The 13,563-nt window shown below is 34.1% G+C and carries 11 protein-coding genes and 1 riboswitch; of the genes, 6 read left to right on the top strand and 5 right to left on the bottom strand.

Annotated elements, in window-relative coordinates:
* Positions 1 to 21: 21 nt before the first annotated feature.
* Positions 22 to 303 (bottom strand): YiaA/YiaB family inner membrane protein, encoded by a 282-nt coding sequence (locus MHB48_RS19065; RefSeq protein WP_342601432.1) that lies wholly within the window; start codon positions 301 to 303, stop codon positions 22 to 24.
* A gap of 329 nt (positions 304 to 632) precedes the next feature.
* Entirely contained in the window at positions 633 to 1,415 is a 783-nt protein-coding gene (locus MHB48_RS19060; protein ID WP_342599420.1) for a helical backbone metal receptor, read from the bottom strand.
* Positions 1,416 to 1,929: 514 nt separating this feature from the next.
* Here MHB48_RS19060 and MHB48_RS19055 point away from each other — a divergent pair.
* Complete coding sequence (locus tag MHB48_RS19055) at positions 1,930 to 3,675, top strand: methyl-accepting chemotaxis protein (RefSeq protein WP_342599419.1); 1,746 nt, start codon at positions 1,930 to 1,932, stop codon at positions 3,673 to 3,675.
* A gap of 74 nt (positions 3,676 to 3,749) precedes the next feature.
* Here MHB48_RS19055 and MHB48_RS19050 read toward each other — a convergent pair whose 3' ends face one another.
* From MHB48_RS19050 to MHB48_RS19040, 3 genes are all read right to left on the bottom strand, one after another.
* Positions 3,750 to 5,381, bottom strand: a complete 1,632-nt coding sequence (locus tag MHB48_RS19050) for a pyridoxal-dependent decarboxylase (protein ID WP_342601431.1) — start codon at positions 5,379 to 5,381, stop codon at positions 3,750 to 3,752.
* Positions 5,382 to 5,428: 47 nt separating this feature from the next.
* Entirely contained in the window at positions 5,429 to 6,787 is a 1,359-nt protein-coding gene (locus MHB48_RS19045; protein WP_342599418.1) for a sodium-dependent transporter, read from the bottom strand.
* Between the two features lie 588 nt (positions 6,788 to 7,375).
* On the bottom strand, positions 7,376 to 7,858 hold the full coding sequence (locus tag MHB48_RS19040) for a nucleoside 2-deoxyribosyltransferase (RefSeq protein ID WP_342599417.1): 483 nt from the start codon (positions 7,856 to 7,858) through the stop codon (positions 7,376 to 7,378).
* Positions 7,859 to 8,076: 218 nt separating this feature from the next.
* A riboswitch (purine riboswitch) is annotated at positions 8,077 to 8,178 on the top strand.
* 130 nt (positions 8,179 to 8,308) lie between these two features.
* Between MHB48_RS19040 and MHB48_RS19035 the strand changes: the two genes are divergently transcribed.
* The 5 genes from MHB48_RS19035 (at position 8,309) to MHB48_RS19015 (ending at position 13,399) form a co-directional block, all read left to right on the top strand.
* On the top strand, positions 8,309 to 9,502 hold the full coding sequence (locus tag MHB48_RS19035) for a nucleoside transporter C-terminal domain-containing protein (RefSeq protein ID WP_342599416.1): 1,194 nt from the start codon (positions 8,309 to 8,311) through the stop codon (positions 9,500 to 9,502).
* Positions 9,503 to 9,756: 254 nt separating this feature from the next.
* On the top strand, positions 9,757 to 10,263 hold the full coding sequence (locus MHB48_RS19030; RefSeq protein WP_342599415.1) for a GNAT family N-acetyltransferase: 507 nt from the start codon (positions 9,757 to 9,759) through the stop codon (positions 10,261 to 10,263).
* Positions 10,264 to 10,475: 212 nt separating this feature from the next.
* Positions 10,476 to 11,516 carry a hypothetical protein gene (locus MHB48_RS19025; protein ID WP_342599414.1) on the top strand — a complete coding sequence of 347 codons (1,041 nt, stop codon included), beginning with the start codon at positions 10,476 to 10,478 and terminating at the stop codon, positions 11,514 to 11,516.
* 135 nt (positions 11,517 to 11,651) lie between these two features.
* The gene (locus MHB48_RS19020) at positions 11,652 to 11,840 is read left to right on the top strand and encodes a hypothetical protein (protein ID WP_340924420.1); all 189 of its coding nucleotides are present in this window, start codon (positions 11,652 to 11,654) and stop codon (positions 11,838 to 11,840) included.
* Between the two features lie 116 nt (positions 11,841 to 11,956).
* A complete protein-coding gene (locus tag MHB48_RS19015) occupies positions 11,957 to 13,399 on the top strand; it encodes a hypothetical protein (protein ID WP_342599413.1) in 1,443 nt (480 codons plus the stop codon).
* The last annotated feature ends 164 nt before the right edge of the window (positions 13,400 to 13,563 follow it).

Genomic DNA, 13,563 nt, shown 5'->3' with positions numbered 1-13,563 from the left:
CAGAGTCTACATTAAAGTAAATTACGATTCCTTAGTTGGAATTCTAACATTGCTCATTTGGCGTTCTTGTTCTTGCTCTGCGATGATTTCGTTATCCTCCGCATTATCACGTGTGACTTTTTGTGTAAGGATCGCTCCAACCGCCACTAAAATCATAACCGCAATATAATATCCCTTTTCATTTAGCTGTAAGTTATCCGCATTATAAAGACCTATACTGAACATAAAGACACCTGCAAATAATGTGAAATAAGCTAATACCGTAAATGCTACTGTATTGCGTCTTCTGTACCTCTTTTGAATCGTGATGATCTCTCCTTTTCTATTTATTTCTATTGTTTATTATATGAATTCAATGAACTTTCTAGGCATCAAATTCCTTAACTGATCTATTTTGTAGAGAGACAATTTTCTAAACGAAAATGCTTCTTTGGTAAAAGTGGAAAAGCTTGCAGACAATCTAGAAGGAATTATGAAATTTGATACGGCAAATTATAGGTGGAAGGGGTCGTTGTTACTGATAGAAAAACACTTCTTTTCATGATTATATTGAGAATTTTTTCAGGAAGTGTAGAAGTAACAGCTGCAAATTAACACTCTACTAGCCTTAGTCGGTCCTTGTATATTAATCATTATGACAGGAATAGCATTATTTTTTTCAAATACTCTCCTGCTGTTTCCATTCTTGCCCCGTACCAAAACATTTCCCCTTCTACTAATACGATTTTGGTGTTTGGTAGAAAAGCTTGAAATTCTGCTATATGTTTTTGTTGAAAAGGAAATGGTTCGGAAGCGAGCAAAAGGACATCGAGATTTGCATCTGCCAGTTCCTCTTTCGTTACCGCGGGATATCTCGATACTTCGTTTGCAAAGGGATTATGCAATCCAAGCGTATGTAATATATCATTAATATAAGTAGTTCTGCCAACGACCATGTATGGTTTTCGCCAAATTACATAAGCAGCATTTCCACTCTGAACATGTGGAGAAGGGAATACTGCTTTACAAGAGTCAATGAGTCGCTCTGCTACCTGTTCCTTATTTGTCAGAAATCCGAGTGTATGGATAAATCGGTAAGCCTCTTTAATTGAACGAACCTCTAAGACGAAAACAGGTGCAATTTGTTCAAGTGCTTGCACGATTGCTTCTGTATTTTCTTCTTTTTCAGCTAGAATAAGGTCTGGTTGTAAATCACGAATTTTTCCCTCGTTTACTTCCTTTGTCCCTCCAACAATCGCCACGTTTTCGACTATTCCCTCAGGGAAAATACAATATTTTGTCCGACCAACTATTTCACTTTCGAGACCTAGAGCAAAGAGTGTTTCTGTAATCGCTGGGCAAATCGAAACGATGCGTTTTGGTGGAATGGAAATGTTCACTTGTCTTCCAACATGATCGGTTATAATGTATGTCATCGAATTCCTCCTTTGATGTTAAAATATCTACAAAATCCTAATGGTATTTAATTCGCTGTTAGAGGAAAGTTCTCCTTCTCCTTTTCGAATGGAGCTTTAGTGGTCTCACACGTGCTTCTTTACTAGTAATTTTTTCTTTGGATATTTATACTTACGAAAACGTGTATCAGCTATTACAAGGGAAGAAAAAATAGCTTCGTATTTCGAATGAAATAGTAAAAATATTTGCTCCACTAACTGATCGTTTCGGCACCCAATATAATATAAAAAAATGCACCACCGAAATTTCTATGCAAATTTTATGGGGTGTTGGATTAGTTCGTATTCGTTTTTAATCCTAATGACACAAAATATCCACATTTAGTTTTAGCTCCTATTTCATCGCAATATTCCACCTTGTCCCTCATCTGGAAATGTTTTAATTTGCCCTTTTTACAGTTTTTTAAAAATTGATGGTTAAAAATTACCTTATTATTGTCGATATAAGATTTGCTAAAAAAAAGGGAGATTTTCTATGAATATATTTAAAAAACTATCTTTTGTGACAAAATCTATTGCTACAACAACGGCATTAATTCTCTTAGTGGGAGTCGTACTTATCGTTTCCAGCCTAAAAGTTCAAAATGGTGTATTAACAACTGAAATGGAAAAACAAGCAACAGAAATTGCAGTTCTTTGGGGAAAGACTATTGATCCTAAGTTAGTAGAAGATGCAGCCAATGAGAAGGATTTTGATGATAAGGCTCAAACAGAGTTGATAGCTATGTTTGACAATATATCTAAAACTAACCCAAATGTTGCCCAAGGATATCTTTTTACTTCTGAATTAATAGAAGGAAATAAATCAGCTATTATTGCTAACCCAACGCACATTGTGGAAGTATTGAAAGAAAACAACATGAAAATAGGTGACTTAAACGAGCATCCTAAGGCAACCGCTGAAGCTATTAGAAAAATGAATGAAACAAAAGAAATAACGGCATCAGAAATTTATGATGATCTATTAGGGACATGGATTACAGTTATGTATCCAATTAAAAATTCTTCCGGTGAAGTCTTTGCTTTCTTCGGAGTAGATGTTGATGCGAGCATGGTTAAGAACGGAACAAAAGAGTTCTTGTTTAATTCATTACTGATCCTTATTCCTGCAATGATAATTATCGTTCTTATACAAGTGATTTTTACACGAAGAAGTTTCAAGCCATTGAAACAATTATCATTTGGTATTAACGAGATGAGAAATGGAAATCTTGATATTAAGTTACCTACAAGAGAAGATGATTTAGGGAAAATAAATGAAGCTTTTAATGAGATGGCGTATGAATTAAAATCGATGATTCAGAGTATAAGAAAGACTTCTGACACAGTATTACAATCATCTGAATTAGTTACAAAAGTTACAGATCAATCAAAAGACCATTCTATAAAAATCAGTGAAAACATTAAAGAAATGACAGCGGGAATACAAGCACAAGAAGTGTCTGTTACTGAATCAGCAAGCGCCATCGAACAAATCGCGAATGAAATCGGTTCTATAGCAAATTCTTCTCAAGACGTTACTGTTATATCGAAAAATATGGAAGATTACGCAGAGCAGGGTCTCGACGCTATAAGCAAAGTTGTTTCTCAAATGGAAATCATCAATGACACTGTGCAGAACTCAAGTAACATTATTGGTTTATTAAAAGAGCGTTCCGATGAAATTACAAGTATTCTAGATGTAATTACTGGTATTTCTAACCAAACGAACTTACTAGCTTTAAATGCGGCAATTGAAGCAGCTCGTGCTGGAGAACACGGTAAAGGGTTTTCTGTAGTAGCACAAGAAGTTAGAATATTAGCGGAAGAGTCTAGCAAATCTACGGAGAAAATTTCGAAAATTATTGAAGAAATTCAAAATGAGACAAAGAATGCAGTTTCATCTATGAAAATCGGTACGATTGAAGCAGATAAAGGTACAAAAATTGCTCATACAACAGGTGAAATGTTCGTTAAAATCAAAGAAATAGCAGACCAAATTTCAAATCAAATTGAAGGAGTTTCTGCTGCATCACAAGAGATCTCAGCAGGAACAGAAGAAGTCTCTGCCTCTGTTAATGATCTAACAGCAATAGCGCAGAAAAATTCACATTCTACGTATGAAATTGAAGGTAGCACAATGCAACAAGTAGAATCCATTAATCAATTATCTGATGCGGCAAAAGAACTAAATGTACTAGCATATGAATTACAATCAATGATAACGAAGTTTAAAGCATAATTGATAAGACAATAAAAAACACCTTCGAAATGTACTAATAAGTACATTTAACGAAGGTGTTTTTTTGAATGTTATTAAATCAAAACAAGTGATTTGTTATGGATAACCATATGTTCTTTTAAGAACGATATATATCTGTGTACTTCTTCTACAGTTGAGTAAGGAGAGGTAGTATAGAATTTATGGACATATACTGGCAAACGCTTAGGAGAATCTGTAACAGATATAAGTCGTTGTTTCTTTGTGTTACCAAAGAAAATAACATCTCTATCTAATCCGATTAATTCAGCAAAGTCCTCATTATATTGATTAATTTCCGTTACTTCTGTTGTTGTTAGATTTCCATCAAGTTCGGCACGCCATTTAATATTTTCTGGATAAAATCTAAAAGTAGTAACCGGAGATATTCCATTCGTCAGTTCCACATTAGAAAATTCCTTTTTCAAAGCATTTCTAAAGGAAATATTCACAAGCAAATAATTTGCTAATATTTGCTGATAACCCTCTAATCCAAATGCTAATAAAGAAGTATAAATAGAAATTGAACTTCCCATTCTAGAGCATTCTAATGTATAGCTTGTATGATAGCTGCCATATCCGCGGCTACCAACATATGGAGTTTCAGAAGCATCTAAATCCAAGTATTGTAGATCCGTTTTATCTTTCATAAGGAACAAGCTTGTAATGTATGGAGTTTGACCTAACTTATGAAAATCAAAAACCATACTGTCAGCAATATTCATATGTTGGAAGTGAACTTGATATTGTTTTAATACTGCACATACTTCCTCTTCGAATTGAAGTGGGTTATTTTTAAAATCGTAATCATTAAAGAAAGTATACATCCCACCCATTGCTGAATCAGCATGTATATAAATAGGATTTAGGTTGTGGCGTTGTTCAATATCTTTCAATATTTGTTTAATACCATATAGGTCGTCAATACCAAATGTATCTGTTGTACCCATTGTTGCTAAAACATAGACAGGAATTCCACCATTCTCTATTACTTCTTCCATTTTTTTGATTAAATCATTTAAATCCATTGAATGATCGTCATTTGCTCTTACACGCACCATGTTATTTACACCAATGCCTGTTGCTTCTGCGGATTTATAAAGACTAAAATGAGAGAGTTCAGAACAGAAACAATAGAGGTTACTTGGAATACCTTCTTTATTTGATTCCGGAAATTGGCGTGCAATTGCTAAGCGTAAAGAGTTAAATACTGCACCTTGTCCTCCCCATGTAGTATACCCTGCGCTTTCATTTGGGTCATAGCCAATTAATTTGGATAACATACTAGTTACTCGTACTTCTGCATTGGCAGCAGCTGAACCATCTACATCCCAAAGATTGTTACCGTTTAAGAGAACCATTACTAAGTTCCCAAGTATACTAGCGATGTTAGGTAATGGCGTTGCATTGGCTACGTAGTTACTATTTAAGAAACGGTGACCTTTTACCAATTCCATTAATTTTTCTATCGTTACATCCATAGAAACACCTTTTTCAGGTACTAATGCACTTTGAATGATTTGATTGTAGTAATCCTCGGTATAATTAGGCATCTCACCTAAAGTTAATTTAGAAGGATCCTTTAATTCATCCATTTTTGTTAATATTGTTTTAAAATGGCCTAATAGTTCATCTCTTTGTTGTTGATTTCCATCAGCACTTGGAAATAATTGTTGTAGTTTATTCATAGTTGTCATGTGTTAAGCCTCCGTATAATATGTAAAATAGTTGTTTGTTACTTTGTAAATAAATCTAATAACCCTAGTACGTCAAGAAACACAATAATAATGGCAATTGGAGTTAAATATCTTAATAGATAGTACCAAACGTTAAAGAATAGTTTACCCACTTTAGAACCTTGTTTCATTTCCTCATATAATTCTTCTTTTGATATTTTCAAAGAAATAAATATAGAAATTAGCAATGCACCTAAAGGCATCATTACATTACTCACTGCATAATCGACTAAATCAAATATCGTTTTATCGAATAATTTAACGTCTGCCATTATTCCATATGATAGACAAGATGGAATCCCAATAACAAAAATCAACATACCAAAGAGCCATGTGTGTTTCTTTCGCTTAGAAGGATCATTTTTGGCTGTTGTTGAAACAGCAATTTCAATCATCGAGAAAGCAGAAGTTAAAGCAGCAAATAAAAATAAAATTAAAAAAGCAATAAAGAAGAATATCCCGAAGGACATTTGGCTAAACACTGCTGGTAATACAGCAAAAACCAATGGTGGTCCTGCATTTGGTTCTATGCCAAATGAAAATACACCTGGAAAAATCGCAAGTCCCGCTAATAAAGCGATAAATAAATTCAACATAATAATTGAAAAAGCAGACCTAGGTAGATTTTGTGTTTTCGGAAGGTAAGAAGCATAAGTAACCATTACTGAAGCACCTAAAGTAATAGTGAAAAATGCTTGTCCTAGAGCAAATAAAATTGATTCGGATGTTAATTTTGTGAAGTCAGGGACAAGTAAAAATTTTACCCCTTCCATAGCTCCGTCTAAACTAAGTGAACGAATAACGATGACTATAAACAGTATAAAAAGAATAGGCATCATGATTTTACTTACTTTTTCAATACCCTTTTGAACCCCTTGTGCAACGATAAGGACCGTAATTAATATAAAAATAAATTGACCAAGTAGCGTTGAAAATGGATTTGAGATAATTTCTCCAAATAATGCTCCGTACTGTTCTTGCGAAAGTCCATTAAGTCCTCCAGTAAGTGCTTTAAATAAATAGAGAATAATCCAACCTCCAACAACACTGTAAAACGATAAGACTAGGATACCTATTAATACTCCCATTCTGCCTAAAAGGTGCCATTTCGAATTAGGAGCAAGCTTCTTATAGATAGAAATAGCATCACTTTGCCCCTTGCGACCTACAATGAATTCACCGACTAATAGCGGGTATCCTAATAAGAAAGCAAACAACAAAAAGATTAGGAAAAATGCTCCACCTCCACCCGTTCCAGCCACATAGGGGAATTTCCATATTGCTCCCAATCCAATTGCAGATCCTGAGGTAGCTAATATGAACCCTAGTTTTGATTTCCATTGTTCTTGCTGCGACATACATTCAATCCTTTCTTTTCTTATAAAAATTATTCTAGTGGTTATTCCCTTCATTAGTAAAATTACCCATTTATGTTCATGGGAAATCATGAATATTAAGTGAGGAGAGACCACCTGGATTATTATCGGTTTAAACGTTAACAGTTTTTATCTATTTTTCAAGTTTTTGTTGAATATATGTATATAGGCGCATTTAACTAAAGTAGATGGTGGAATTATTGATGAAAATAGTAATGATGAACGATTGTTTGCGTACGACAATTTATTTGTTTATTATCCAATAAGAATCGATTAGTAGGTCTATAGTAACTAAATTATTCTAGTGTTGTTACAGAAGAGCAATGGATATTTTTCTTGCAAATTTTTATTTTTGGGGCTTCTGAGAAATTCCCTTATCTATTGGTTTTACTATTTATTATTAAAAGAAGAAAAGATAGGAAAGGGAATCCGTTGTTAAAAAGGAATCCCAATTGAAGCTGTAGGAACACTAATTCATAGACTTTCAAAACATCTAAAGTTGATAAAATAGTGGCTGAAATTAAAAAATCCCATGTTGATATATACACAGGATTTTCTAATATAGATATATTAAAATGATGCAGTTTTTAATGCATCCCCTAATTGCTCAATAGAGTCTACAATCACACCATTTTGTTTGATCAAACCAACGACAAACAAATTGCGATACATAAATTGGTTTTCAGTTCCATCTGCCACTAAAGCATCAATTTTTTTCGTGTTGTCACGACCTTGTTGACGTGTATCTGTATAGAGCGCGAAAATAGGACGATTCAACATGGAAAATGCACCAATTTCAGCAGCAACCCCAGCATCAATTTCAACTCCATCAATAATGGCAACTAAAAAGTCGCTCTCCTTTAATGCTTTAATGTCGGCACTTGCTATTGCAAGACTATCTGCATAAGCCGATTTGTCATTAATGGACATATTTTCTTGTGGTACATATAAATCCACTCCAGGAATCGTAGCACGTACCTCTTTTGCGACCAATTCATTAACCAATCTATCTCCTAAACCAAATAACCCATTTGCTAAATAACCTTTTTTCATAACCATTCCTCCAATTCAATCTATATTATTTTAGGGAAAAACAAAGACGAATACAATGTTTGATATGTACTTAATCAGTATGAAAAAAAGAATTTCGTTCATACTAGGTCGTACAAGTTAATAGATGTTTGTGAATCTTTACGTTAATTTTATTATTACGAATAAGGGTTAACGTATTGATTCTTGAAAAGGGAACGAGTAATATTTCTTCATATCAATTGATACAATAAAATTTTTCTTGTATATGATCAGAAATATGGCCTGATTGTTTCTACCTAGTAACCGTAAAATACTAGACTACAGAAAAGTTTGATTAAATTTTGTATGAAGAAGGGGATAGTGTACTATTCCTTCTCTGAATCCCTTATTTTTCATTCTTTTTCTTTTGACAGAAATTATGAAAAATAAGGGATTATTTATTTTATTAATTCACATCTAGGGGCTGCTTACATGTACTTTTTACTAAATATTTTAGGCGTTTTTGTAGTGATTGGCGCCGTGTTTTTATGTTCTCCGAAAAAGAAAGAAGTGAAATGGAGAGCGATTGCTTCTCTAATTGTTGTCGAATTACTTATTACATGGTTTATGCTAGGAACAGACATTGGCGGTTTGATCATTAATAAGATCGCTTCTTTCTTTACATGGTTAATTGCCTGCGCGAACGAAGGAATTTCCTTTGTATTTCCAACTGCTATGGCAAATGAAACAGTAGACTTTTTCTTTAGTGCACTGCTACCGATTATTTTCATCGTAACCTTTTTTGACATTTTATCTTATTTCGGTATTTTAACGTGGATCATTGATAAGGTGGGCTGGGTTATTTCCAAAGTGTCACGCTTGCCTAAACTAGAAAGCTTTTTCTCCATTCAAATGATGTTCTTAGGTAACACGGAAGCATTAGCCGTTATTCGTGATCAGCTTTCTGTCTTAAAGGATAATCGTTTACTCACTTTTGGAATTATGGGGATGAGTAGTATAAGTGGATCGATTATTGGGGCTTATTTAACCATGGTTCCAGCAGAATATGTATTTACTGCAATTCCGTTAAACTGTTTAAATGCACTGATTTTAGTGAGTCTTTTAAATCCTGTTCATGTACCTAAGGAAGAAGACATCGTATACGTTCCGCCAAAATCGGAAAAAAAGGACTTCTTCTCAACTATTTCTAATAGTATGTTAGTCGGTATGAATATGGTGATCGTTATTTTAGCGATGATCATTGGATATGTAGCTCTTACTGCTGCTTTAAACGGAATTTTAGGTGTGTTTTTAGATGGTCTTACGATTCAAAAAATCTTCTCATACGCTTTCAGTCCATTTGCCTTTTTACTTGGTTTAACGGGGAATGATGCGATGTATGTAGCACAATTAATGGGAATCAAAATGGCTACGAATGAATTTGTTGCCATGATGGATCTAATGAATCACTTAGATACACTGCCACCGCATACTATTGCTGTAGCAACAACATTTTTAACGTCATTTGCGAATTTTAGTACAGTTGGTATGATTTATGGAACTTACAGTTCAGTTTTATCAGAAGGAAAAGCATCAATTATTGGCAAAAACGTTTGGAAGCTTCTTGTAAGCGGTATTGCTGTTTCATTATTAAGTGCAATGATTGTTGGTTTATTTGTTTGGTAATAGAATAGAGAAAAGAGGCAGAAAACATCAAGCGGAGATGTTTTCTGCCTTTTTATTATGATATCGAAGTAGATTTAATATCTTAAAAAATAGGGGAATAATTGGAATGTACAATTTACTCCAAGATTTTAATAAAGCTCTTTACTCCATCTAGTGAGTTATTTCTTTGCGTAATGAACAAATAAAAAGGTAAATTCCAATTTCTGTCGAATTAATTTTATAAAAGAAAAACACATTAATTTGAGGTGATAAAAATGATTAATGAAGTGAAAATAGAACAACTAATAACCACAGAAGAACAGATGGAGGAACTTTCAGAGCTTCTAATTCAAGTAGTAGATGATGGAGCATCAGTCGGATTTTTACCACCTTTGGACCTGCTGGATGCTATGACATATTGGGAAGACGTTTTAAATCCAGGAGTCATTCTTTTTGTCGCTAAAAGAAACAATCGGATAATTGGAAGTATCCAGTTGCATTTATGTGCGAAACAGAATGGTATTCATCGAGCTGAAATTGCCAAATTAATGACTCACCCTAGTTATCGCCGTAATGGTATTGGACGTTTATTAATGAAAGCGGCAGAAGAGAGAGCTGTTGAAGAAGAAAGATCGTTACTCGTTCTGGATACAAGAGAAGGAGATCCTTCTACTCACCTATATACTTCATTAGGCTTTATTTCAGCTGGAAAAATTCCCAACTATGCAAAATCCGCAACTGGCGAATTACATGCCACGATTTTTTATTATAAGACTATTTAATATGTTGAAGGAACGTAAATTGAATTGAAATGGGAGTTAGCATAAGTCGAATAATGAGCACTAGGTCCATCACAAATCTTAGATTGTGTATGAACTGGTGCTTTAATTTTGCTGTTTTTTATTTTAAAGCGTAAATATTTTTACTTTTTAAATAAAATAAAGTTGCTTTTAAGGGTAAAATAAATTACTATTAAAAGTAATGGGGGAATGTTATGGATGACATTCGATTAAACGTGGCTTTACTAAGAAGAAAGGTACCAAATTTAACGACTGCAGCAAAATCAATAGGGATTCGACCTGCCACAGTATCAAATTTGTGTACAGGAAAAATTGATTTAGGAAAAGCAGAGGTAAGGACACTTGTGGGTCTAGCGGGATTAGCAAATTGCACGGTGGATGAATTGATCATACGAGGGGAGAAGTTGAATATGATTGAAACGCAAATTAAAACGTTGGATTTCTTTGCACCACTAGTTAAAGGAGGAACAACTGGATTGGTTGCTCGCCCAGGTATGGGGCAACTTGTTATTCTGGCTGAATTGATGCATCGTTTTAAAGAGATTGACTATACAACAGTATTTTTATTACCAAAGGCTGAACATAGTGAGTTAGATGGGACGACAGAGTTAGCTGACCATATTACTAAGTCGATTGACGATACGTTTGAGAAATTATCAGAGCTATCTGGAGACATCATTTTTATAACGGATAAGAGCTATATTGAATCTGGTGAGCTTCTAGATCTACAAGAAAAATTGGTGGCTGAAAGAATGCATAACATCACGACTATTTTATTAGATCTTTCAGGTGAAGTGGTTGATGAAGATATGCCTTATGGTCCATTAGAAACAGTCTGGCAATTAGATGCAGATTTAGCTTCGCGTCATCTATTCCCAGCGGTTCACCCAATCTATTCCACGTCATCTATTATAGAAGGTGTGGATTTAGATCAACGTCACTTTAATTTGAGACAGCGTGCGCAAAAACTACTTCGTCGATATAGAGAATTACGTTCGATAGTAACTGTTCATGGGATTAAAAAAATTCCGGATACTGAATTAGAAAAGTATGCACGTGGGGAACGCTTAGAAGCTTATTTCACACAACCATTTTTTGTTGCAGAAGCTTTTTCTAGAAAAGAAGGAAAAGCAGTATCCATGTCACAAACATTACTAGACGTAGAGTCCATTTTAGAAGGTAAAGCAGATCAGATGAAAGTAAAAGAATTAGCATACAAAGGTAGTCTAGCATAATTATCAATAAAGTGAGTGGATGTATATTTCTACTCGCTTTTTTGATTTGGCTCAGTTCTTTGATTTACATGTATGACTTTTTTTCTTTAGGTTAATCTAAGTTTTCATTAACCATGAAGAAAGGAGATGACATAAATGAAAAAGAACCAATCCAATTATACGGTTGCTGGGACAGATATCGAGGAAGTGAAAAGACAAAATGCAAACTCAGGTCTTAGCTATAGCGAATTAAACGAATGGTTTGCCCAAAAATATAAAGAAGAAAATGGCTCTAGTCAAACGGAGTTCGGTAAGGAAGTTGACTTTAAAAAAATAAAGAAATAAATCTTATGAATGCAGTGCTTCCAAGCGAGTATAGGAAGTACTGTATTTTGTTTGAATTCCTTTCGAAGGTGGGTATAAAGGGTTATCTAGAACGATAACTATGGGGGTACTCATTTATGGTGAAGCAGATCAAAATCCAACCTCTTGATATCACCAAGGCTTACATGACATACTTATTTCCATTTTCTTTTCACGAGAGAGAACGTACGAAACTAATGGAGCAGCTGGAAAAACATCAATTTACCTTCTTTAGCTTGGAGAAAGAGAAGCTTCAAGATCTTTACTATGGGGAAGATATAAAAATACGACATGAAGAATTGGATCAATTTTTTCTGCCGTTTATTGAAGATAAATTATTTCCTTATTCAACGAAAAAAAGAGGATTTCTGCGTTATTCTAAAGGAATAAAAGAATCCTTTCTATGGGAGTTAAATGACAATGAAATAGACTTCCTCGTGAATAGTGTAGATATTACATTATGTCCTTTTGGAATTGGTCTACTTACAATTCGTACAGAAATGAATAAGGAAAAAGAAACTTTAACAAATGTATTAGATTTTATGTCTCATTTTCGAGTATTAGAGCCTAAGCTGGAAGAGGAAAAAGGAGGACAGATTCATCAATCTGATCGGACGTTTACTACTACGAATGAACTTGTACTAGACTATCTCTGTTCTCCTTTAAAGCCGTATATTGTTCGAAATAAGAAACTAGAAGGCAACTATGGAAGTCTCGCGTTTTTTGAAGATGAGCGTATGCTGTCATCAGCGTTTTTAATAAGTGATAGTCAAACTATTACAAACGATCAATTATATCGAATGGGCAAATTAGATGGAAAAGATTTAAACGGAGATGATTTTATATCTAGTACTAATTTGGACTATATAGAACGTTATATACAAAAAAGAGTGCATGACCGATGGGCGCCGAATACATATACGATAACTTCCGAGCATACACAAACGACTATATCTATAAAAAAAACACATCAATTAAACAAGGAAGTATCTCAATTTATGAGCATTCATTACTATAATTTAATGCTCCATTACTATTATAAAATAATTTTATTAAAGCTTTCCTTCGAACATAGTGAAGTAAGTTGGAGAAAAGATAAAGAATATGTGGAAGAATTGATTGAGCTTATTTCCAAGTTCTATTCCAGGTACTATTTTGAAGAAGTATCGGTTCGTGCAGAGGGGAAAGAATTTACGCATATATTGCGGGAATCATTTAATTTAGATCACCTGTTTGAAGAAGTAAAACGAACTGTGGATGATCTTTATCGTTCGCAGGATAATCAAACAAATAAGCGGCATAATATGCTGTTGTTTATGCTAACTGTTTACACAGTTATATCAGGAATATACGGTATGAACTTAGTAATAGAAGATTGGAAAGGAATGACGGATTGGTCCAAAGTAACAGGGTATTCCTTTTTTGAATGGATTTCTCTGATTACGGCTCTGACTGGTATCGTGCTGTCTGGCATTTTACTTGCCACTACAGGAGGAAAAGGAGTTTTGAATAAATATAGAAAGTGGAAACGAGATCGTTAAGTAACTTCTTATCAATAGATGAGAAGTTTTTTATTGTTTAGCAAATAAAAAGACGAATTTAACATAATTGAGTTAATTTCATAAGTAGTACTTTGTCATTAAAATACGAACATATCTCATTGTTGATTGAAGCGGCAGGCGACGACTCCAGCGGAAATCAACTA

Origin of the sequence: Psychrobacillus sp. FSL H8-0483 (genome assembly GCF_038637725.1) — a bacterium.
GTDB lineage: Bacteria > Bacillota > Bacilli > Bacillales_A > Planococcaceae > Psychrobacillus.
This window is presented reverse-complemented; position numbering and strand designations above follow the sequence as displayed.